The following is a 22,829-nucleotide window of genomic DNA, read 5'->3' on the forward strand; positions in this document are numbered from 1 at the left end:
GCTCCTTATTTTCGTTTAGTACGATCTCAGCTTTTTCAGCAGCAAGTTTGTTTGCCTCATTCTCGATGTATTTATCCAATTCCGCTGCCTTCTGTTGCACAAATTCGATTTCACATCCACATTGTCTTACGAATTCATATGAACTTTCCATGTGTGTAACCTCCTTCTTTAGGTTATTTTTAGAGCTGTTTTGCTCTTCGATTTACATTATATCATAGGCGGAATAGTTTGTCAGGATACACATTGTACCTTTTGTAAAACGTAAAATAGGCTAAAAATCGTAGTCCACATACAAGAGTAGTTAGCATAATACGGTTAATACAAAAAAACAAGGGTACAAAATGTACCCTCATTGAAAATATTTTTTTGTTTTAACATTTTAATTAGACTGAGTGACAAGAGATGGGAAGCCATATTTTGTCAAGAATAATTCCCATTCGTCCAGTGTTGCGTTTGTAATTGTGAGAAGATAATCATACATCTGATCGCGTTTTTCCGCAGTATTTAGAGTGATATGTGCTCGTTCTAATAGATTTATTGAAAGCAAGTATGGCAGACTAAGTTTGTTGCATATAATCAGTGCGTTTTCTAGTGAAGGCTCGCTCCCCCTATCACAATATGATTTGAATGTTGATTCTCCAAGATATATTTGATCCCATATATCTTTTCTGTGTAATCCCAGTCGTTTTATATGGAAACGCAGTGCATCTTTGAATGATATTATCCCTTTTTGTTCCATTTCTACAAGTATTCTTTTGGCTTCTTTCTCGTCTTTTTTCATTCTGTTGTATGATTCATAATCATTGATAGCTTCTAAAGTTAATTTCTCTCCTTTAGAGTATTTTTCATCATCCAGTTTGCAAAGATAATCAAACACATTGTTAGTAGTTATACTGTGTTTTGGGCAATAGATGAACTTTAAACAGCATTCATCTGCATGTTCACGGGCATAGTCAGTTAGTTCAAAGCTCAATCCTCTGTCAGTATAGACAGGGCTTATGTACTTGGTGGAATTAATACAGATGACATAACCTGTGTATACAAAGTACCTATTTGCTATCAACTCAGCAAAATCCTCGTTCTCTCGCAGTAACCTCTCGTAATTATTACGGTAAATGACGAAGGTCTCGTTTTCTTTCAGTGTATCAGGAGTAAAATAAAAAGGAGCAGGATTAATCTTGATTCCGTTTTCTTCATACTCAAGGAAGGTGCCGTCAACATAATCATATCCCAGCTGTCTCAACCTTTTTTTGGCAACATAAGGAGATACCTTGTAAACAAATGCAATATCAACAACTATGAGTTCATGGCTAAAACATGTTGGAGAATTCTTTATACTATTAATTTCATTAATTTTTTCAATCCAGTATTTAACACCAACTTCAGGCATAACAATACGCCACGATAGTTCATTAGCCTGCCATTCTGCTATGCAAAGAGCTTTCTGAGAATCGTTCAAGTTATTATCAAATATCGGCAGCTGAGCTTTACAATTAAGAGACTCATCATCATTTCCCAATAATACTAGTATCCTAAAGAATTTTTGATGAAATACCCAGTGAACTAATTCATGAGATAAAGTTATAAGCAGTTCTCCGTCTTTTTCTTCATAGTATTTTTTTCTATTAAGTATAACAGTACCATATATTGCTTTTTTGCTATATAAAACCAGATCATTTTTAATTTCATCAAACAGATAGATATCTATATCCGATTCTGCTAAATTTAATCTACCAAGACAGGTATCATCAAGATCTGCAAAATAAATTGGCAATTGTAAATCTTTTAAAAATGTTATGAATGTTAGCGGCTGTACACTTTTGATATCCTTATCATCGGAAATGAGATGATAGAATTCTTTGAACAGCCGTTCTATATCATCCGCATTAATAGTTGGAAGTAAAAACTGATTATAAATCGTTTCCTCTGGCATTTCATTTGCGAATATTTCTTTTATTACATTAACTTTTATATCGCTAAGTTTCAACCTCAAATCGCCTGAGATCATTACAAGAAAATGCAGTTCAGAATTTATGTTTTCGCTTTTATTAACAAATTGAACAGATACATCTGCTTCCGCTTCTAAATTTGACTCGCTATCCGGAAGATTTTCTCCATACACACATCTGAGTTTCTGTATTCTAACATTTTTAATATCAACAACTTGATTATACTTTGATAAATAATACTTAGCAATTGTCGATCTTATAAGTTCGAGATGTTCTCCTTGAAAGTAATCCTTTAAGTTGCCATACCGTGCCATAGTCAGTCCTCCTTACATTGATATGCTTTCTATCATTCGGAAGAAAAATAACATTTTCCGATGCAATTACGTTTTTCATGAAAATTCAAATTGAAATTTTCTCAAAAAAGATAACTTTTTGAGAATTTTTGAATTTCATTTTTTTCAAAAAACGTAATCGACATGAAAAGTTTCATTTTTTATAATTTCAAGTATATGAGTTCCCGCTCTTGCGCGGATATACTTAAACGTATTTTTCTACTTAAATTATACGGATGCTTCTTCCATAATTACATCAGTCAAAGCTCTCTCAGGAATGCCGCTTGGGTTCATGTCCGGTTGCACCCAGTCACGAACATCTTCCTGTCTCAGCATCAAAGGCATCCGGTCGTGGATGCTTTTGACAGGTTCCGCTGCTTCTCTGGTAATGATCGAGAACATTGGAATTTGCTTTCCGCTATGCTCTTCGTAGCGATACAGCCCAGCGAGAAAAGCAATCTCAGCTCCTGCTGATTGAACTGCGAAGCGGGTCTTTGTTATATCACGCTGCTGTCGGAGAGTGTTGTATCCTTCGGCAGTAGGGGAAACGCCACACTCGTAGTACCATGAAGCAGGTATCACACAACGACGAGTATGCCACGACTCTCGCCATAGGCTCTTTTGTTCGGCTGTCTCGATACGGCAGTTGATGATTGGCTTGGATGACGCTTGATTGTTAAAGCCCCATACCATCGTGAACACACCCATATTACCGTTTTTGCCTGAAGCTATAACAGCAGCAACGTCAGTAGGTCTGATGTCTCCGGTCATAGCTGTGCTTCGAGACATCGTTAACATGATCTCTCTTGTCAGAGGTGACTTCTGTGCTCTGGTGATATAGTTTTCAAGAGCCTTATGATCAGCATAGAACCAGGTACACAAGGTCAACACCTCCAACTGTAGTTATTTTTAATTATAGCACAGCATTTCGCAAAAGTAAAGATATATACAAGTAACCGCCCATATGGGCGGCAGTTTGTAATATCATTGAATAATTAAAAAGAATACCTTTAGCAAGAAGCTCAATAGAGTATATATCATCGAAAGGAATTATGGTCTTAACAACCTTCAACAGGCGATATGGAGTATTGACCTCAGTCACTACTTCTTTGACGTTCATGTAGTTTAGCATCAAGAAAATCATAAGTCCTGATAATATAATCCTTGATAAGGTCGTAGTTAGGACTTATGTCAGGGAATGCGTTATCGGTCTCTCTTTCAGCTGTTGATATACTATTAATAATGGTATCCCTGTCAGGCAGTTCATCTTTTAATACGTTGCAGCAGACTTCGTTAGCAAGAAAGCTTTCTGTGAACACATTTCCTTTATTATCATCTATTCTCGGTACTCCCGTTGAGATAAGTCCGAGGTTATAGTCGAAGTATGGGGCAAGTCCGATTATTTCGCCTGTTGAACTGTTCCTCAGTACACCTGCATTCTGATTGTGCCTGTCATCGTTATGGAGCAGGGCGTCATAGAACACCATCATTACATACGGCTTAATCAGCTTTTCTTCAAGTCTTGGTAAAATATACTCAGGCTCATCATGATCGGTGTAATAACTACAAAAAGGCTCAAAGTCTATAGCAGCATTGTTTGTAAAGTCTTTAGTGATAATGATAGTAGAAGTAATACCTGTTTCTTCAGATTTGGTATGCTTTATCTCATACTCCGCTACATTCACATCCATAGACTTCAGGAACTGATAAGAATAGTATTCGCTGATAAGCTCCTGAGTGTTTCCATGCTTGAACATATACCAACAGCCTTTGATATAGCGCCACGCCTTTTCATAGCTGCCGACAGTACCAAGTTCACGGTAACCTTTTGTGTTTCCGCTGTTTGAGGCAGAAGAACCATACAGTGCTATATCTGCAATCTCTTCGTTATACTGTTTAAGGGAACTGTAATCAAGTTCTTCGTCAGCTTTCTGTATCCACCAGTTATCGGTTATGGATATTCCGTGGCCGATGTCAATTACCTGTTCGATATCGTCAGGCGTTCTGAGACGCAGTGCCTTGAACAGCTTTCGTGAATGAGAACGATGAATATCAACACTTCTGTTGTCGAGCCATATTTCAAGAGGCATACCTATTGCAAAACAGGCAGGACACAGCGATTTATTAATTATTTCATTTATTCCGTTTTCATCAGCAAGAGCAATTATATCGCTCTTATGCATTATTTTGTAATTCATGTGTCCTCCCGTAATAGTAGTATGATTGTAGTTTTAGTATACCACATTAAAGCTGAAAATGCAAGTTAAACAGATAGCCGCCATATGGCGGCCGGCAATTATACAACTAAAAAAAGACATTCCTACCGAGTAGCTCAATGGTATAGATGTCATCGAACGGAATTATGGTCTTAACAACCTTCAACCGGTGATACGGAGAATTGATCTCTGTCACTACACCTTCTATATTAGTATATGCGTCGACGTCATAGTACCTGATCTTTACAGTAATACCTACACGTAGCTTGTTCAATGAATTTGATATAGTCTCAGCTTCGTCTTCACTGAGTTCTTTCTTTGGTTCAGTTATACACTCTTGTTTCCTTACACATTCATAGTAGCCCTTCAGAGCAGCAAAAGGAGCAAACTGCATCGCTCTATCAGCGTGTCGCTGTGTCTTAGCCTTATCCATTGTGACCTCCCACCATTGTGTTACGCTTCATTCCGGTAGCTTTATCGAACAGGTTAAAGCCTTTGAGAAGGGCGTTCTTTCCGAATTTATTACGAATTCCGACCATAGCTACCTCCATCTGTTTCTCTTTTTCATCGTCCTCGGGATCATCAAAGAAGCTGAGCTGCATATCTGGTTCGTATGTAAGTTCGGTAAGGGCGATACCTAACTGACGGATACCATAGCCTATCTTAACTTTATCGATATACAGCTTATCAAACGCAGCCTGTATCTTTTTAATGGAGCAGGTTGTTTGCGTAAGCTTCACGGCTCCACCAGTTGCAGGGATACAATCCTTGGAATAGCGGATAAACAGCGAGATTCCTTTTGCGTAGAGGTTTTCTTCTACAAGCTCAAGCACAAGATTCTCAACCATTTCCTTCATTACGATACGTGCATTATCGACGTTGTAGTCCTCAAACAGAATCTGGCTGTTCGTAAGCGCCAATCCCGACCCTTCCGTCAAACTAAAAAAGATGCTAAAATATATTCACAGCAAAAATCTGAAAGGAGCTGTGAGTATGATGACTACAAAAGAAAAAAAACGGGAGTTGCTGCATAGGCAATGGGAGGAACAGATTGCAGAATGTGAAAGTAGTAATATGCCGATCAAGGAATGGTGTGCTGTAAATGGCGTGAATCTGAACACATCCTACGGTTGTAGCTTTCCAAAATGGATAAAAGTCCGAAACAGCCTAATATCAACATTGATGAGCCATATCACGAGAATTCTCATGATATGGCTATCTTTTTTCAAAATGCTTGCTTTCTCTTCCATAATGGTGTATAATGTATACAATTATAGTACATATGAGGTGGATAATCATGACCGATATGCAACCCAAGAAAATGATTATACTTGATATTCTGGATATCCTGAGAAAGCACACCGACGAAGACCACAGGCTTTCACAGCATCAGATACAAAACTTGATGAAATCTGAATACGGAATGAAAGTTGATCGAAAAACGGTCCGACGCAACCTTTCCAAGCTGATGGAGTATGGATTTCCAATCAAATACCGTGGCAGCGACTTTGAAGAAGATGCTATCATCCGAAACAGCAAAAACGGCGAAGAAACAATACTGACCGACTGGTATTACGTTCACAAGTTTATGAACGGCGAACTGCGGCTGCTCATCGACAGCGTTCTGCTGACAGACGGACTCTCGAAAAAAGACCGTTTGAGTCTGATCCACCGCCTGGAAGGATTGTCGAGCAAATATCTCCATTCTGAAATATCCAAGATCGACATGGATATTTACGGAAAGGTTCTGAACAGGGAAATCCTGATGACGCTTGAAAATATCGGCAGCGCCATAGCAGACGGCAGACAGATATCCTTCCATTACTGTGACTGCGGACTTGACGGAAAGCTGAAATTCAGACTCGACAGCAGCGGCAAAAAAAGGCAGTATACTGTCAATCCCTATCAGGTGATCTCTCAGAACGGTCATTCTTATCTGATATGCAATCTTCCGCAGTATGACGATCTGACGCATTTCCGTATCGACCGCATTAAGGACTGTCAGGTGTTTGATGAGCCTGCCAAGTCTCTTCGTATGCTGAAAGGCTTTGAAACAGGTATCAGACTCTCGGACTATATCAAATCTCACCCGAATCTCTGGAGCGGAGAACTGGTACATATAGCATTCCAATGCAAGCAGTATATGATGAATGATGTTGCTGACAGCTTCGGCACAGATCTCCGCATTGAGAAACTGCCTGACGAAATGATGAAGGTTCATGTTTATGCAAGCGAAAGCTCAATGCTGCACTGGGCAATTCAGTTTGCGGATGCGGTTGAGGTGCTGTCTCCGCAAGGCCTGCGTGAGAAGATCGTCGAAACTCTGAGAAATGCTCTTGAAAGATATGAGCAGTAATAAAGGATATTATTAACACATTTTAATGTGGTGTAATAACAAGGAGGAAATATTATGAGCAAATCAATAACAGAAGAAATGGTGAAAGATGTCATTAAAGAATGGGCAAGAAATAAAGCCGAAAATGGGGAGATCATATTCGATGAAACATTTTGCGGCGGTAAATTCGTTCGTTATAAAACTGATAAAATGACATCATTGATCCCTGATAATATTGAAGGAAAGTTAAGTGGATGGAAACGTCCTGATCATTACGCATATGAGATCGAGTGCAACCAGACGATATTAAATCTCATGCTTACATTCAGCTATACCAATATTTCTGATGAGACTAAGAAGATCTGCGAAAAACTATGGAACAATTTTAAGATGATGCCCAAAATGGATACTGAGAATTCCGGCGATAATTATTTCAGGCTGTGCATATATGATGCCAATATCAAGGAATATAACGAGAAAGAGATATATGAGGCAATGGACAAACTGTTTTATCAAATGAAAGGCTACGAAGAGTTCATTTGCTATAAGCTTCAAGAAGGAAAAATATAATTATAGATCAATACAAAACGCCCTTTTAACTTAGGGCGTTTTTGGTACATAGGTAATGATATAATATAATCACAAAAGGAAAGCACAGTACAGCAAATGGCATACTGCATATTTTAGATGATACTTTTTTGTACAAAAGGGAGAATTTTCTTTTGAGTCGCCCACATCTTCGGAATTAAGATTCTTTGTGTGCTATAATGGCAGCATAAAGAAAAGCGCTTTTTTCAACAGGAGGTACTTATATGGAAAAGAATATGTCTCAACTCATTTCGGTTGAAGAAATGCTCGATGCTCTTTTTGACAGGGCTGATACTTCTGAAAACAGACTGGTCTGCTGTAAATGTTTTGTTGAGAACAGGAAATACATCGTTGCAATGTCTCTCTCTAATTCTTCTGCCAATGTATTCATTTATAATACAGAAGATAATACGTATTTCATAGCTGCAATCGCTTCAAGTGAAGAATGGGACGACGCTGACAAAAGGATTTCTGATTTTTTTGACTGCTCCAATCAAAACGGACTTACCATCTCAGAATATGCTGAGAATTGGTACAGCCGTTTGGAGCCTAACAGCAACATTATTTCAAATTCAATCAAACAAAAACGTAGTTTTTTCACTTGCTGCTACCCTGAAACCTTCGAGGATCATTATAATCCTATGGACGAAACAGGCGAAATAGTGCTCCTAATCACCGAATTTTCGGATGATTTTTCAAGCGTACACTTTTATGTTCACTTTTTAGGTACGGATACTGCTTTTTTGCTGAGCGAAGACACGAATTCTCCTGATTTAGTTTGGAATCTCTATTGTAAATTCTGCGACAATCAGGAAAAACTACAAATCAGAGAAAGAGAAGCCGACAACAAATTTTATCCACAAGATAAATACAGTGCATCCGAGTTTACTCAGGTGAAAGCAAGGTTCTGTGAAGCGATAGGAAGTGCATTCAAAAGCGATATCGGAATATACAGTTTCCGTTTTCGCACGGATGCAGGAAACTATGCGGCATCAGTTGTTGCAGTTTCATCAGAGCTTTGCGAAGTTCGGGTGATGATTCACAACATAGACTCGAATCAGACTTTCTGCAGACAGGTTCCAGATAGCCGATTCTTTGAGGAAATATTCGCTGTTGATCTATTTATAGAATTATTTCCGCAGGAGGCTCATGCGCTTTATCAGGAGAAGACATTTGATCCTATGTTTGAGAAGATCAAAGAACAGATCACCGATATTCTTGATAAAGCTCGTCAGGGATGTACTTCAAGCTGCAGCTTTCATTGCTGGAATAAGGATATTCCTGAATTGGGAGAAAAGTATTCAGCAGATGCTGTTTTGGAGCAAGACAGTAATTTGATACATCTGACTGTCAAATGTCCATCCAAGAAAAAACTATCATATGAGCGAACTGTCAAGATCGGCGAACTGTATGATGAGATCCTAAGCGAGCTTTATCGGTTTCTGTATCCGAACAGAATTGCGCTGCTAATAGAGGATATTCCCATAGAATAATAAACAATGTCGGGAAACGACAGATTCAGGAGGTATGCTTATGTATCAGTACACTTGCGATTCAAAGTATTGTGCCACCTGTTCCTGCTGGTCAGGTGAGCGGAAGATCTGCGATCATTTCGGCTCAAGACTTGAGGTCAGCAGCCCGATGGCTACAGGCAAATGCATGAACCGGAAGTCAGGCTGTTTCCAGCAAACCAAGCAGGCAAACGGCGGATGCTCTGCACATGAGAAGTGGGGAGCGTTGAGGTAATCAACTCGTTTAATATGTTGTGATATACATATCATAGATACCGCCGCTTTTTGGTACATCGCTCGTAATATAATATGCTCACAGATGGAAACATGGAAAACTCTTCCCATGGGAGGTAGCATATGGACAATATAGAAAGAGAGCAATGGATAGAAGTTTGTCAGATGTTCTTTGATGCGTATGCCAAGTTTCAGATCGACGGTACAGAAGCACATTGGTACGGGTGCAACTACAGAAACATCGAAATTGCCTTTATTGACTGCGGTTACTTCGTTAAGGTACAGCTGTATTGTCCGGAGGTACTCAGAAGTCTGAACGGTTATTATGGCAAGTTAGCAAAAAATACAGAGGGAATAATAAGAATGCTGTACTGGCTTGCGTGGGAGGCAGAGAAAAGAAATTCTTACGTTATAAAAACAGCAGATCCCGAAGAAGAGTATCAGCAGCTCAGAAGGATACTGGCAGAGAAATACCGACTGTGTTACGACGCTTATTGGGAGGAGGATTACTGGAAAGAAACAGGCGAGGAAAAATTTATCATCATGCTTTATGGCAGAGAGTTAAAAGTTCACTTTTCTCCCAATGCTATGTGGGATGTCAACGGATACATACACGCTGCTTTTTTCTGCTGCGAAACCGGCAGAATCTGCTCGACTGTTGTGCATCAGGAAGAAGAGGAGCCGAAAGAGATCATCAGACTTCTTCAGTATATGGCTTCTGAACCGGAGATCTTAGAGTTCAGCATTGCCGATTCCGAATGGGAGCACGAGCTGATCAGAGATTATCTGGTCAGCAGCCGTACAAATGACGGTCTACTGATCCAGCGTTATCCGTTTGGCTGGTTTCACAGTTTGAACGGCGTAGTTATCAAAGAACGAATTCTTGTACTTCACAACAGACAGATCAGATTAAAATTCGAGCCTCAGGACGACACTTTACAGATCATTGTTGATTGCATGGAAACGGGAAAACAATTTACGATGGAACTTCCTAAACGCTGTCGGGAAGTCGAAGAAATTGGCGAAGAACTTGTCTGGAGGATACAAGAACTGGCATGGGAAACAACATAACGGACACAGGACATTTTTGTCCGCATCCGTGTGCTATAATATAATCACAAGGTAAAAATAAGAAGTCAATTTCTAAGGAGGAAAATATATGCGAGTAACATCATCACAGGCAGCAAAGCTGTTGCGTCAGCTCAACGACGAACTGAGAGCATTACAGCTCAAAGAGACAAACTCCAGCAGCTTCGTAGCCGCAATTCAGGAGGATGTCGAATCTGTACGCCCTGAGTACAATTTCAAGGAAATGCGTGATTCTCAGGCAGAGGTTGAGTGTAAGATCCGCAAAGTAAAACACGCTATAAACGTGTTCAACACAACAACAATTATCCCGGATTTTAATATTACGATTGACGAGATGCTTGTATATCTTCCTCAGCTTAATGCGGAATGTGCAACCCTCTCTAAAATGAGAGACGCAATGCCGAAAGTGCGTGTCAGCTCCGGTTATTCCGGCGGTGGCAATATCATCGACTATAAGTACGCAAATTACGACATCGAAGAAGTCGGCAGGTATTATACAGATATTGCCGAAACATTGGCAAAAGCTCAGACAGCACTTGATCTGGTCAACAGCACTATCGAATTTGAGATAAACATCTAAGGCATATTCCGTTTACAGCTCTCACACCTCCTTTTGAATATGACGTTGTTCATGTTCAAGGTTATCGTTGTCCGTTATTATCTTTCTTTATTGGTTTAGGTCAGGGTTCAATGTTTCTGACTTACAATGAAAAAATAATTCGGCTGTGAGAACTGTAATAAAAACTTTATCTGTTAGCGGAAGTTCGGTTTCAGGCTGGCAGACTATATTGATTATTGTAACAACGATTGGTCATATCTTACAATCACAGTGCTGTTTTCTTGTGAGAAAGTGAGAAAAGCACTTTTCATTCCTATTATTAATACGATTGTAATATTTTTATGTTATTATTGTTAGTGTGCAATAAAATATGTGCACTAAGTCAAAAACTGTTATTGAAAAAGGAGGCATTTGTTATGACAAATATCGAGAAAAACTGCTTTATCTACAAAAGAGCTATAGAGTATTTATGGGAACATTCTCAGGGACTTACTCAGGAGATACTTGATTCATACTTAATTGATAAACGTAAAGAAACTATGAACGAGGTGTTTCACGTAGCTGTATTCTCGTTTCGTGATTGGAATGCTCAATTTGCAAAAAGCGGAATAAAAGAACACGAAGAAGAAATAAAAGCGTTGTTTAAGGATTTTGATGTATATAGTTTCAATCAGAATATCGCCACTCTGCCGGAAGAAGAATTGGACGAACTCTTCAAGAAAGCATTTAAAGGTTCTAACGATAAATATAAAAACGTTAAAGAAAATGTATGCGATTCAGCAAAGTTTTTGTCAGAATTCAAAAATTCAGCAGAGATGTATGCGTATTTCGATACATTTGATTCAACAAAGAAGGAAGAACGAAACAAGCTGATTCGTATTATAGCAGGCAGAATTAAGTGGTGGGGACCTGCTCTTGTACCCAATTGGCTGAAAGATATTGGAATGTCAAATTATTCAAAACCTGACCAGCACGTTATCTATATAATATCAAATCTCGGATTATCTTCGGTTGATGAGTATGATATTATTGAAGCTGTTTTCAGGATAGCAGAGGATTATAAATCGATAGACAGTCAGGCTTCAGCTTTTAAATTGGATAGGATTCTTTGGTTGATAGGTTCAAAAAGTCGTTTTTACAATCATAAAAATATTGTTACATTTACTGGAAGCAGAGAAGAATTTGTAGAAATAGTAAAGGCGGAGCTTAACAAAGCTAATTGATAAATATGGTGATAATATGCGAAATATCGATAAATTCCGTGGCTGCCTTATAGGCGGAGCAGCCGGAGATGCATTGGGATATGCCGTCGAATTCAAACGGGAAGATGAAATCTTCTCCGAGTACGGCAAGGACGGCGTTAGCGAGTACGATTTAGTATTGGACAATGATGTCGCTGAAATATCTGATGATACACAGATGACACTGTTCACTGCGGAGGGAATGCTGCTTGCCGGAAACCAAACTGACAATACTGGTTACATAAGCAGCATCAGGGATATGTATAAGTGTTGGTATCAGACGCAGAGTGAAAAGTATCCTGCGCAGGGCACCAAACATTGCTCTCAACTGATGCGTGTGCCGGAATTGTACCATAGAAGATGTCCCGGAACGACCTGCATGACAGAGATCAAAGCAGGTGCAAACGGCACAGTCGAAGTTTCGATCAACGACAGCAAAGGCTGCGGCGGAGTCATGCGTGTTGCTCCGATAGGACTGTATTTCACCGATACTGATATTTCATACGAATACTCCGATATGCTTGCAGCAGAAGCAGCAGCACTGACGCACGGTCACGATCTTGGCTTTATTCCTGCCGCTGCATTGGTGCATATCGTCAGAGCAGTAACAGAAAGCGATATACCGCTCAAAGCTGCCATAAACGATTCTATCGCAGCGATGGAAAAGCTGTTCCCCAAAGCAAAGCATATATCCGAATTTACTGCTATCATGCAGAAAGCTGTTCAGCTTGCGGAAACAGAACAGGACAACCTTTCAGCTATACATCAGCTCGGTGAAGGCTGGGTAGCCGAGGAAACGCTTGCAATCGCTGTTTACAGTGCTTTGAGGTACGAGAACGATTTTGATATGGCTATGAGAACTGCTGTGAATCATAATGGCGACAGTGATTCCACTGGAGCTGTCTGCGGAAATATTCTCGGAGCATATATAGGCTACAATGCTATCCCGCAGAAATACAAGGAGCGTCTGGAGCTGCACGATCTGATTGTTAAGGTAGCTGATCATCTGTGTGATAAAAGCTGATAAACCACCAATACCATATGTGTGCTCTGCAAAGAACGGAGGTTTGCTATGCGAGTATATGATCATTTCCAAAATCCTGATTGCAAAGGCTATACGATCCTCAATGTTCACGGCTATCATGGTAGACTCTGCCAATGTGAGCTGCATTGTTGGAGATGATGATGAGGTACTCGGCGATCACGTATTTACGGAGAAATTACTTGGCAATTCACGCTTTCGAAGAATAGAGGGTGGAAAGCATTCAGGCGCTACACTTCCGCTAAAAGAATATTTCACGGAAATGCTTGATTATTACACGAATACGTTGCCATTGAGAGATGACGCTCTGAGCATACCGCCTGATATATTACAGGATTAATGTTTTTCACCTATATGTCAGATGCACTGTTCAGTCTAATGATTGCTTTCAAGAATCGGAGGTATATTATGAGAATATACGAAGGCTATGGAACTGGTCACCCAGTCTATACAATCAAAGGAAATCAGATCTATCAAGGGTATTGCACCGGGCACCCCGTCTACACACTCAAAGGCAATCAAGTGTATCAGGGCTATGGTACGGGACATCCTGTTTATACTATCAGGGGTAATCAGGTTTTCAGTAGTTACGGAACAGGTCATCCCGTTTACACCATTAAAGGTAATCAGGTATATCAGGGATATGGGGCAGGGCATCCTGTCTACACATTAAAGAACAACTGATAGGAGGAGGTCAAACTATGTCCGATATTAAAACAGGCAGCAGTTACACCTTTGACAGTTTCGAGGTCACAAAAGCAAACAGTCAAGCCTTTGAGAAAGCAAAGCAGTTTGCCGAAAATGCGGATTCTGAGCCCTTAGCAATATTTGGCGGCACAGCAGCCGGCAAGACGCATCTGCTCTATTCTGTAAAAAATGCCATAAAACAGAATAATCCCGAATTAACTGTTATCCTCACAACAACAGCTGATATGCGTTCTGCACTGGCTGAAATCCTTAATAGCGGCGGTACATCGGAACAGTTCCGTGAGAAGTATTTGCAGGCGGATGTCCTATTAGTTGACGATATTCAGGAACTTGCCGGTAAGGAAGCTATCCAGAATGAGCTGATACTGATATTCAATTCGTTCTATGAGTCGGGAAAGCGTTTCATGATGACTTCTTCTCAGAAGGAAGCAGGATATGGAATTCAGGATAGGCTGGTTATTCGTGAGTTCTGGGGAGATTTTGCAGTCATTACACGGGCGTATATCCATGCACAGTTTGAATCCAACGCAGAGCGCATCAATCAGCGAAAAGATTTACTGCACAAATCAGAGCAGCTTTGCTGGAAATTAATGCATGATGCAGATTTCGATATTGATGCATTCAAGTCATATTACAAAGATGTTTGGACTTATTTCGGACAATATATCGGACTTTTCGATATGGATCGTGAGGATCTCAGAATTGTATGCTATCTGAATCGTATTGATACAATGCTGCATTGCAAAACGCCGGTCGGTCTTAAATCATGTGAATGGAATACTTGTATTCTGTTTACGCACGCACTCATCTATACGATTTCTTCACATGATTATACAGCGTACAGAGGAGGATTTTTCGGTAATGGTGTCCTGTTTATACCGCTGCCGCATCATGCCGGAACAGATGATAGTCTTGAAATCACGATAGATGAGTTTGATGAGTGGTTTCAAAAATTCTGTGAAGGCTATCAAAGAAGCAACCGCAGGATGTGCAGGTTACATTGGCGTTTTGATTGATGTGAGGAGGCTTTTATGACCGTATCCGTATATTCAAGAGAAGCAATTGAATCTATTATCGCTGACGGTAAGTTTCCGAAGAATACCGCCGTTATCAGCTTTTGTGACCCGGAGCTGAAGCATATTGACAAAGACTATTCCCGTGTCGATTACAGCAGTGCCTGTGATGATGTCTTTTACTGCGAGGTGGATGACTTCGACCTCGACTATTTGCCGGAAAAGGGATATACCTACGATAGCTTCTTCCCTGAAGCGCAGGATCTTGCTGAGTATATCAACAAAGCATTCCGTGACGGTAAGAATATCATCTGTCAGTGCGAATACGGTCAAAGCAGAAGTGCAGGGTGTGCAGCGGCGATATTGGAGCATTTTTACCGCCGGGGCATTGACATTTTTACAGATTACAAGTATTATCCGAATCAGGTGGTATATCACAAGGTTTTTGATGCGCTTGAGGCGGCAGCGTTTCAGCCGACAGAGTATCTTCAGCGTGTACACGACTATTCCGGCACAAAATTCCCGTTTGACAGAAACGCAATCGAGGAAAGCCTGAACAGACTGCCGCAGACCAAAAGAGACATTTTGTATATGTATCTGTGGGAGAGAAAGTCGATGGCTTCAATTGCCAGACTGGTTGGATTCGAGAATTTAAGAATCGAACAGATTCTATCGGTATGCCATAGAAAACTTGCGCATTATATCGCAAGCAGCATGAGAAGATAATTTATCAAAAGAAAGAATCAGAGCATTGTCATTTTTCGGCAATGCTCTTTTTTTAGATTAAGATGGCTTACCATCTATACAGAAACGGAAGAACTTCACATTTTTGAAAGTGCCGTTCATCATACAGCAGTGTTCAGCAATCATACGTTCAAACTTCATATCAATGATATTGAAATTGATAAGATCGAACTTTCTGATTTTTGTCATTCTGATATTGCTTTTTGCGTATTCCATGATATCACACCTGTAAAAGGATTCATACATATCCCTGCCGACCCACTCATGCGACCAGCCTATTCTATGCTTTTTAGCGTCGGGATAAGCATCATCGTCAAGCATATGTGCGTGATTCTTCTGACGGTCAATGTAGCCGTCGATGAGTTTCTGGTTCATCATTTCAAATTCCTTTTTATTCATACCAACACCCTCCTTCATTGGTCATAGTTCTCTTCACAGTCAGTGTATTTGCAGTTACTGTGATAAAAACAGTCGTCAATACACTCGTTTCCGCTCCACTTGCATCTGGTGAACTCGCATTCTCTGAATCCATAGCCTTCGCCTGAGAAAGAAATAATATTGCAATCCTCAAATGTGCAGGCTATGAACTTCCCGCACTGGCAGCCGATATGGTCAAAGATGCAGTTCCTGAAAGTGACATTATAGAACATAAAGTGTCCAAGCTGAAAATCAGTGAATGTCCTATTAAAGAACTCCGCATACTCCAGTGTCAGACCTTCTATCAGTCGCTTTTTAGGTGGAAGCGCCTGGGGAGAGGATACAATGTCTTCCTCGTCATCTAACAAATCTAAGAAGATGTCATCTTCTTCAAAACCCAAATCACTATCATCGCCAAAATTGAAGTCATCGAAAAAATCATAATTATCTTTCATATTCATTCCTCCTCAACAAAACAAAGGGTTTATATGTGTGAGTGAATCCATTTATGTGCTTCATAGCGTTATATTCACCGTCTCCCGACGCGGTTTGTCAAATTGCTGACATAACAAAAAAGGTACTGATTTGGACATACTACACCTATAGATGTAATATACTCAAATCAATACCTTAAAATTTACTATACTCATTTTATCATGTGATCCGGGAAAAGTCAAGTACATCGATAAATAATTATGAATTAACCAACAGCTGTGTCTCCCCATAACGGGGAGACTATATTTATATCTTTACAGCTGTCGGGATTTATGTATACTTTCACTTGTTCTGATTAAAAAAAGCCCATATTATACCGGTAACCGGATCATCTGATTTACAACATATCAGACATCGTCAGTTGAATAATATCCGGCAAAATAGTATCTGCAACCTGTACCTGTGATTCGTTCAACTTCATCACAGAATTTGCTGAGATTTTCTTTTGAACTATCATATAGCTTACCATCTACAAAACTCACAGAGTTTATGATGATATGTATATGAAATAATGAATCTCCACGCTTCTTCTTATGTACAGCCCAGACCAACTGATATCTGCACTTAAAAACAGTACTTATCAGCACAGCATAAGCCTTGGCTTTCTCATATTTTCGCACTTCATCACCGAATGATATAATGAAGTGTATGAGTGGATTCTCCTGTGTCTTATGGAAGTAATTCTTAACAAAAAGCATCTGCTTATATGTCTTATCCAGATCATAAGGATCCACACCAAAGCCACCTAAATGAAGCTGCTTCTCTTTATCGTGCAAGTAATCCAAAGCGTTGTAAAGATAGTTGCTGTGAAATCCATCTGAACACTTCTTGCATTTTATAAGGACCATATGTCTTCAGCCTCTTTTCTTACTTCGTCGAGGCGTTCAGGAGCGACCTCTTCAACGATTCTGCACACATGGTTTATAATGTTCTGATACTTTACCATTGTTTCAGGAGTGTTTTGATTAGGATGAACAGAACTAAGAACCATATAGGAACTTACAGACAGTCCTCTTTCTTTTGCATTCTTTGCAATAGTTTCAGAATCATTCTGTGTCATCGTTACCGATGTTCGTACATTTCTTTTATCATTTTCAGCTTTCATTGTAAAAGCCTCCTTAAAATAGTATTATAGGTGCAAGGAAATCCGGCGCGAAGTATTATCCATATTAGAGGTATAATGGTTATCAATACACATAATACAATCAATGTTATCATTGATTATTATTATAGATTGATATATAGATTCTTTGATTCTTCATTCTTTTATTGTTTATCATAATATAGATATATTTCTTGCAGGCGTCGCTTCGCTCCTATTATTATAATGTAGTATTTTTTATTCAAAATAATTATATATATACTAAAAATCAAATAAATGGATAATTCAGCATTATCAGAATAAGCATCTTCTCCGATAATTCGGCAATCTGAAATATACATTATTTCTGTGATACCCAAAACGGTAATCAAATTACAAAGGAGAAATGCCTATGACAGAAACAAACCGCTATCTGACCTGTGGAGTTGACAGCACTATCCCACTTGAATTGCAGCTGTTCTTATGGGAGTGCGTTGACAGGCTACCTGAGCCGAAGGACTATTTACAGGTATTTGAGCTGAAACCGTCAGGTTCAATGCAGTCAATAACACATACGTCAGAAGAACCCGAATACCATATGGAGTACCTCATACCGTCAGATACTCCGATTACAGAAAAGCTGTACATAATTGATGACGGCGACCACTCAACAATGCTGCTTGCAAGCGAATACTAAAACAGGATCCAGCCCTTCGGGGCTGGATTTCTGCGTTTTACGGAGGAAAACAATGGAAGAAAACAAAATCTACTGCTCCCATTGCGGAGCACTCATTGAAGACGATGACTATGAGGAAGTAAACGGTCAGATTGTCTGTACTGACTGTTATGAGAACCATACTACAACCTGTGAAAGATGCGGTGCTGTGATATGGACTGACGATTCTTACAGTGACGAGTATACAACACTCTGCTCAAACTGCTATCACAACCACTATACCCGTTGTTCATGCTGTGATGCATTATTGCATGAGGACGACGCTTATCATCTTGACGGCTATGATTACTGCTCTGACTGTTATCATGAGGAAGTTGACAGAAACCGTTCTATCCATGACTACGGGTATAAGCCTGAGCCTATATTCTACGGTGATTCTAAGCGATATTTCGGGGTTGAACTGGAGATTGACGGAGCGGGTAAGGACAGTGATAATGCTGACGAGCTTCTTTCTATTGCAAATAAGGACGAGGAGCACATCTATATCAAGGGTGATGGCTCTCTTGACGACGGAATGGAACTGGTAACGCACCCTATGTCTCTTGACTGTCACAAGGATTTTCAGTGGGATGAGATCATGAAAAAAGCGATTTATCTGGGCTATCGCTCTCATCAGACCTCTACCTGCGGACTCCATGTTCATGTCAACAGAGACTGTCTTGGTGATAACCGTGATGAGCAGGATGAAACAATCAGCAGAATACTGTACTTTGTTGAGCATCACTGGAATGAGTTATTGAAGTTCTCTCGCCGTTCTGAGTACGCCATGAACAGATGGGCAAGCAGATACGGCTATGAGAATTCGGCAAGGGCGATTCTGGATAAGGCTAAGAAAGGCAATAATGGCAGGTATGCTGCGGTCAATCTTATGAACTACGCAACAATCGAGTTCCGTATGTTCAGAGGTACGCTGAAGCTTAACACCTTCCTTGCGACACTGGAACTGGTGAATGCTATTATCGACACCGCTCTCTACTATTCAGAAGAGGGACTGCACAAGCTGTCATGGTCTGAGTTCGTCAGCAATATAAAGGAACCTGAATTGATACAGTATCTGAAAGAACGAAAATTATACATCAACGAAAACATTGATACCCAGGAGGAAATGTAAAAATGAAGAATTTTGATATTATGAAGAAGATCCCGAAGTTACCTTTACCGGAAATATATGGCGGAGATATAAGGATAGTTTTAACACTTGCAACTGTGCTCGCTACAACACATATGGTGAACCGCATTGAAAAAGTTGCGAGAGCACTTGATAAAATGGATCATCCCGATGCTCCTGTCATCTTTAAGTGAGGAGGTATAAGTATGTGTTCACTCTTTGGCTGGACTGATTATGCAGGTATTGTTCCGCATAAGATACTGAGAAAGCTTACACAGGCACTGGCTAATGCTGCGGAAGAGAGAGGTACTGATGCAGCAGGTATAAGCTATGTGCGTAACGGTGAGGTCATAATTTACAAGAGACCAAAGCCTGCTCACAAGATCCATTTCAATCCGCCGGAAGGCACTACAGCTGTTATGGGACATACCAGAATGGCTACTCAGGGTGATAAGAAGCTCAATTTCAACAATCATCCCTTTGCAGGTCATGCAAGCAGTGACTTTGCATTCGCACATAATGGTGTCTTATGGAATGATAAAGAGCTTCGCCATGATAAGATTATACCTGAGACTTATATAGACACAGACAGCTACATCGGCGTACAGCTGATAGAAAAACAGGGAAAACTTGACTTCGAGAGTCTCAAGTATATGGCAGAAACAGTTGAAGGTAACTTCACATTTACTGTACTGGATCAGGATAATTCCCTATACATTATAAAAGGAAGCAATCCAATGTACCTGCTCCACTTCGTTGATCTTGGTCTTTATGTATACGCAAGCACAGAAAGCATAATGAAGGCGGCATTACGCCGCCTGGGATTACACAAGTTTTCATCTGAGAGAGTTGATACTGTCGAGGGCGATATACTATGTATAGACAGATACGGTGAGATCACACGTTCAGAGTTTGAACCTAAGCTGTACAGATCAAAATACGCCGCATGGTATGATACGGAAGATTCTCCGTTCTACAACTTGCACGAAGAAATGCTTATAGCATATTGTGGCTGTTATGGTGTAGACTCCGCTGATGTAGAGTTACTGCTGGAATATGGTTACACCTGTGACGAGATTGAGGATATGCTTGCAGACCATGATCTGTTGAACGAGGCGCTCAGGGATGTGAAGTTCATGTGCGGTGAGAACTTGTATGAAGAGTGCTACGGAGGGTACTGTTGATGGGAAAGATCGGCTATATCCGTGTATCTACGGAACATCAGGAGACAGCTCGTCAGGAAGCTCTAATGAAGCAATATCAGGTCGAGCGTATCTTTGCTGAGAAGATGTCTGGTAAGAATGCAAACCGTTCCGAGCTGAAAGCAATGCTCGAATACGTCCGTGAGGGCGATACATTATATATTGAAAGCATAAGCAGACTCGGACGTTCAACTCGTGATCTGCTTAACATTATAGATGTGCTTCAGCGGAAACAGGTTACTCTTGTCAGTAGTAAGGAGAACATTGATACAAACACACCGCAGGGGCGGTTCGTTCTGTCGATATTCGCAGCACTCTCTGAACTTGAACGAGAACAGACATTACAACGCCAGCGTGAGGGCATAGCTATTGCGAAATCGCAGGGGAAGTACAAAGGTCGTCAGCCTATACCTATCGACTGGGTAAAGTTCGGTCAGCTGTATGAGCAGTGGAAGTCAGGCGCAATAACCGCAGTATGGTTTCAGAAAGAGATGGGCCTGCGTGCCAACACATTTTACCGCAGGCTCAAAGAATACGAAAGAAAGTATACATAAATGAGACGGAGCCGGGTAACCGGCTCCAATCATCTTTCAATAGGGTATCGTTTTTATTTGCAATATTGCAAAATCCGAAAAAAAACTCATATGACATACTTTTTTTGTATGTCAATAGACTATGGGCTATTGGCATTGCCTGAACTTGCATGATATTAACCGTCCAGTCCGTTCAAGAAATCCTTCAGGATTTTTCCGCACTCTTCTGGCTTATCAAACATGATCTCATGCTGTCCCTGCATTTCAATCTTCTGACAATTACCCATTTTTTCGATATATGCGTCCAGTATACTGCGCTTTTCTGCCTCGGTCTCAAGATAATTTGCGTATACCTCATCATCGCTGTCTCCTGTGATACCATATACATTTCTGAGAACATCTGCGGTAAATCCCTCATTTATGAGCTGTTCCTTCGTGTGGAAAGCGTAGAGTATGCTCAGGTACATCTTCGGGATATCATTTGTTTCCAATGTTTCCCAAACATAATTGCAGTTTTCCTGCCAGCGCAGCGCTTCATCTGTTGAAGCATGACTGCTCATGGTTTTTTCAAGAAGCGCTGAGGATACAGGTTTTTCTTCCTCCGACAGCATTTCCAGCTCTTTTCCGTATTCAGAACTTATCATCGGCGGGAGCATTCCAAGATCAGCTGGAAGGCGCATCCACTTGATAATGCCCAGGTCAAGCGCATCTTTTTCAAGATCGAAAGGCTGTGCCTCGGAGCCGTCAATGATTATGACCGCCTCGATCTCATCGGGGTATTGGCTTGCCCAGTATGTAGCGTACACACCGCCCATGGAATGTGGCATCAGCACATACGGTGCCTGAATGCCAGCGTTTTGCAGTGCTGTCCTGTAATGCTCCACAACGTGTTCAACTGTCATTTCTCCCCTGTAGTCATCGCTCACACCATATCCTGCACGGTCGAGAAATACGAGCCTGTTATTTTCTTCGAGGGGAGCAGTCATCTTTCGCCAGCCTATGCACATTTCTCCGTCAAGATAGCCTGCTAAAGCAACAATGTTATGCTTTCCTTTTTCATTGCCGCAGGTAAAAACATTCACATTATAATCGCCCGCCGACACAAGGTTGTAGTAACCGTTGCTTTTTAGATAGTCCTTCGCCTTGTTCACTCTCAGGCGGAACAGGACAGAGGTGATAATGAGGACTACAATAATAAGTATAAGTATCACCAGTATAATTTTCCCTGTTACCTTTAATGCTCTCTTGGCTTTCATATCAAAATTTCCTTTCCATGTTTCGATCCAAACTTTTTCAGATACACAGATCAATCATTATACCAATACCCTTTGTCATCTATCTTTTTAGGGTGTTCTTTTGCGGCTTCCGAAACGTCGCCTACGATCCAGTAGTCGCATATGTCAGAATTTGCACAGGTGTGCTTGCGTATCAAATGACCGTGTATCATTTCCATTGCAGGATAATCACTGTTGCAGAAGGCTGGCATGATGTCAAGATACCCGTGAGCCTTTGCAAATTCCGCAATAGGGCAGCGTTCAAAGATATTCATTATGCTCATCCTCTACAAAATGTTGAAATCATAGGTCTTTTCAAAATCAGATTTTATCGTAACAGCTGCCGTACATTTGCTCAGATCATATACCACCGACCACTGCGTTATACTGTCATAGTACATATGCCCCGGCTCATAGTATTT

29 protein-coding genes are annotated in these 22,829 nt (G+C 40.5%); 18 read left to right on the forward strand and 11 right to left on the reverse strand.

Annotation, left to right across the window (positions count from 1 at the left end):
- Positions 1-379 precede the first annotated feature (379 nt).
- The 5 genes from BT127_RS15425 to BT127_RS15445 all read right to left on the reverse strand — a co-directional run bounded on the left by BT127_RS15425 (position 380) and on the right by BT127_RS15445 (position 5,417).
- Entirely contained in the window at positions 380-2,263 is a 1,884-nt protein-coding gene (locus BT127_RS15425) for an ImmA/IrrE family metallo-endopeptidase (protein WP_075425855.1), read from the reverse strand.
- Between the two features lie 246 nt (positions 2,264-2,509).
- Entirely contained in the window at positions 2,510-3,163 is a 654-nt protein-coding gene (locus BT127_RS15430) for an SOS response-associated peptidase (RefSeq protein WP_075425856.1), read from the reverse strand.
- A gap of 212 nt (positions 3,164-3,375) precedes the next feature.
- Entirely contained in the window at positions 3,376-4,479 is a 1,104-nt protein-coding gene (locus BT127_RS15435; RefSeq protein ID WP_075425857.1) for a HipA domain-containing protein, read from the reverse strand.
- A gap of 106 nt (positions 4,480-4,585) precedes the next feature.
- The gene (locus BT127_RS15440; protein WP_075425858.1) at positions 4,586-4,930 is read right to left on the reverse strand and encodes a YolD-like family protein; all 345 of its coding nucleotides are present in this window, start codon (positions 4,928-4,930) and stop codon (positions 4,586-4,588) included.
- Positions 4,923-5,417: a DinB/UmuC family translesion DNA polymerase gene (locus BT127_RS15445; RefSeq protein ID WP_075425859.1), complete on the reverse strand. Its 495-nt coding sequence runs from the start codon at positions 5,415-5,417 to the stop codon at positions 4,923-4,925. Before BT127_RS15445 ends, BT127_RS15440 begins: the two co-directional genes overlap by 8 nt.
- 73 nt (positions 5,418-5,490) lie before the next feature.
- On the opposite strand from BT127_RS15445, the gene BT127_RS17290 reads away from it, so the two are divergent.
- From BT127_RS17290 to BT127_RS17000, 13 genes are all read left to right on the forward strand, one after another.
- A complete protein-coding gene (locus BT127_RS17290) occupies positions 5,491-5,832 on the forward strand; it encodes a hypothetical protein (RefSeq protein ID WP_075425860.1) in 342 nt (113 codons plus the stop codon).
- Entirely contained in the window at positions 5,795-6,853 is a 1,059-nt protein-coding gene (locus BT127_RS15455; RefSeq protein ID WP_075425861.1) for a helix-turn-helix transcriptional regulator, read from the forward strand. The genes BT127_RS17290 and BT127_RS15455 overlap by 38 nt, the downstream gene beginning before the upstream one ends.
- A gap of 54 nt (positions 6,854-6,907) precedes the next feature.
- Positions 6,908-7,402: a hypothetical protein gene (locus BT127_RS15460; protein ID WP_075424146.1), complete on the forward strand. Its 495-nt coding sequence runs from the start codon at positions 6,908-6,910 to the stop codon at positions 7,400-7,402.
- Positions 7,403-7,644: 242 nt separating this feature from the next.
- Positions 7,645-8,913 carry a hypothetical protein gene (locus BT127_RS15465; protein ID WP_075425862.1) on the forward strand — a complete coding sequence of 423 codons (1,269 nt, stop codon included), beginning with the start codon at positions 7,645-7,647 and terminating at the stop codon, positions 8,911-8,913.
- Positions 8,914-8,953: 40 nt separating this feature from the next.
- On the forward strand, positions 8,954-9,166 hold the full coding sequence (locus BT127_RS15470; RefSeq protein WP_075424144.1) for a hypothetical protein: 213 nt from the start codon (positions 8,954-8,956) through the stop codon (positions 9,164-9,166).
- Positions 9,167-9,288: 122 nt separating this feature from the next.
- A complete protein-coding gene (locus BT127_RS15475; RefSeq protein WP_075425863.1) occupies positions 9,289-10,236 on the forward strand; it encodes a hypothetical protein in 948 nt (315 codons plus the stop codon).
- Between the two features lie 88 nt (positions 10,237-10,324).
- Positions 10,325-10,834 carry a hypothetical protein gene (locus tag BT127_RS15480; RefSeq protein WP_075425864.1) on the forward strand — a complete coding sequence of 170 codons (510 nt, stop codon included), beginning with the start codon at positions 10,325-10,327 and terminating at the stop codon, positions 10,832-10,834.
- Positions 10,835-11,229: 395 nt separating this feature from the next.
- Positions 11,230-12,036 carry a hypothetical protein gene (locus tag BT127_RS15485; protein ID WP_075425865.1) on the forward strand — a complete coding sequence of 269 codons (807 nt, stop codon included), beginning with the start codon at positions 11,230-11,232 and terminating at the stop codon, positions 12,034-12,036.
- A 16-nt stretch (positions 12,037-12,052) separates the two neighbouring features.
- Complete coding sequence (locus tag BT127_RS15490; RefSeq protein WP_075425866.1) at positions 12,053-13,078, forward strand: ADP-ribosylglycohydrolase family protein; 1,026 nt, start codon at positions 12,053-12,055, stop codon at positions 13,076-13,078.
- Positions 13,065-13,436, forward strand: coding sequence for a hypothetical protein (locus BT127_RS15495; RefSeq protein WP_139275589.1), 372 nt, complete (start codon positions 13,065-13,067; stop codon positions 13,434-13,436). The genes BT127_RS15490 and BT127_RS15495 overlap by 14 nt, the downstream gene beginning before the upstream one ends.
- 68 nt (positions 13,437-13,504) lie before the next feature.
- Positions 13,505-13,780, forward strand: coding sequence for a 6-fold beta flower protein (locus BT127_RS15500; protein ID WP_075425868.1), 276 nt, complete (start codon positions 13,505-13,507; stop codon positions 13,778-13,780).
- Between the two features lie 17 nt (positions 13,781-13,797).
- A complete protein-coding gene (locus BT127_RS15505; RefSeq protein ID WP_075425869.1) occupies positions 13,798-14,820 on the forward strand; it encodes a DnaA ATPase domain-containing protein in 1,023 nt (340 codons plus the stop codon).
- A 15-nt stretch (positions 14,821-14,835) separates the two neighbouring features.
- Positions 14,836-15,543, forward strand: a complete 708-nt coding sequence (locus BT127_RS17000; protein ID WP_075425870.1) for a protein-tyrosine phosphatase family protein — start codon at positions 14,836-14,838, stop codon at positions 15,541-15,543.
- Positions 15,544-15,600: 57 nt separating this feature from the next.
- On the opposite strand, the gene BT127_RS15515 is transcribed toward BT127_RS17000, so the two are convergent.
- The 4 genes from BT127_RS15515 to BT127_RS15530 form a co-directional block, all read right to left on the reverse strand.
- Entirely contained in the window at positions 15,601-15,960 is a 360-nt protein-coding gene (locus tag BT127_RS15515; RefSeq protein ID WP_075425871.1) for a hypothetical protein, read from the reverse strand.
- Positions 15,961-15,974: 14 nt separating this feature from the next.
- Positions 15,975-16,433 carry a hypothetical protein gene (locus tag BT127_RS15520; protein ID WP_075425872.1) on the reverse strand — a complete coding sequence of 153 codons (459 nt, stop codon included), beginning with the start codon at positions 16,431-16,433 and terminating at the stop codon, positions 15,975-15,977.
- Positions 16,434-16,820: 387 nt separating this feature from the next.
- Positions 16,821-17,321, reverse strand: a complete 501-nt coding sequence (locus BT127_RS15525; protein WP_075425873.1) for a relaxase/mobilization nuclease domain-containing protein — start codon at positions 17,319-17,321, stop codon at positions 16,821-16,823.
- The gene (locus BT127_RS15530; protein ID WP_075425874.1) at positions 17,309-17,578 is read right to left on the reverse strand and encodes a plasmid mobilization protein; all 270 of its coding nucleotides are present in this window, start codon (positions 17,576-17,578) and stop codon (positions 17,309-17,311) included. Before BT127_RS15530 ends, BT127_RS15525 begins: the two co-directional genes overlap by 13 nt.
- A gap of 388 nt (positions 17,579-17,966) precedes the next feature.
- On the opposite strand from BT127_RS15530, the gene BT127_RS15535 reads away from it, so the two are divergent.
- The 5 genes from BT127_RS15535 to BT127_RS15555 are packed head-to-tail and all read left to right on the forward strand — an operon-like array spanning position 17,967 to position 21,154.
- Positions 17,967-18,251 (forward strand): DUF960 domain-containing protein, encoded by a 285-nt coding sequence (locus BT127_RS15535; protein ID WP_075425875.1) that lies wholly within the window; start codon positions 17,967-17,969, stop codon positions 18,249-18,251.
- 52 nt (positions 18,252-18,303) lie between these two features.
- On the forward strand, positions 18,304-19,401 hold the full coding sequence (locus BT127_RS15540; protein ID WP_075425876.1) for an amidoligase family protein: 1,098 nt from the start codon (positions 18,304-18,306) through the stop codon (positions 19,399-19,401).
- A gap of 2 nt (positions 19,402-19,403) precedes the next feature.
- Positions 19,404-19,592, forward strand: a complete 189-nt coding sequence (locus BT127_RS15545) for a hypothetical protein (RefSeq protein WP_075425877.1) — start codon at positions 19,404-19,406, stop codon at positions 19,590-19,592.
- 12 nt (positions 19,593-19,604) lie between these two features.
- Positions 19,605-20,582 carry a class II glutamine amidotransferase gene (locus BT127_RS15550; protein WP_075425878.1) on the forward strand — a complete coding sequence of 326 codons (978 nt, stop codon included), beginning with the start codon at positions 19,605-19,607 and terminating at the stop codon, positions 20,580-20,582.
- Positions 20,582-21,154 (forward strand): recombinase family protein, encoded by a 573-nt coding sequence (locus tag BT127_RS15555; RefSeq protein WP_075425879.1) that lies wholly within the window; start codon positions 20,582-20,584, stop codon positions 21,152-21,154. Before BT127_RS15550 ends, BT127_RS15555 begins: the two co-directional genes overlap by 1 nt.
- A gap of 155 nt (positions 21,155-21,309) precedes the next feature.
- On the opposite strand, the gene BT127_RS15560 is transcribed toward BT127_RS15555, so the two are convergent.
- Both BT127_RS15560 and BT127_RS15565 read right to left on the reverse strand, forming a co-directional pair.
- Positions 21,310-22,389 (reverse strand): alpha/beta fold hydrolase, encoded by a 1,080-nt coding sequence (locus BT127_RS15560; RefSeq protein WP_075425880.1) that lies wholly within the window; start codon positions 22,387-22,389, stop codon positions 21,310-21,312.
- Between the two features lie 50 nt (positions 22,390-22,439).
- The gene (locus tag BT127_RS15565) at positions 22,440-22,682 is read right to left on the reverse strand and encodes an L-2-amino-thiazoline-4-carboxylic acid hydrolase (RefSeq protein WP_175541989.1); all 243 of its coding nucleotides are present in this window, start codon (positions 22,680-22,682) and stop codon (positions 22,440-22,442) included.
- Positions 22,683-22,829: the final 147 nt, after the last annotated feature.

It is taken from the genome of Ruminococcus sp. XPD3002, from assembly GCA_900119535.1.
Classification (GTDB): Bacteria; Bacillota; Clostridia; order Oscillospirales; family Ruminococcaceae; genus Ruminococcus; species Ruminococcus flavefaciens_H.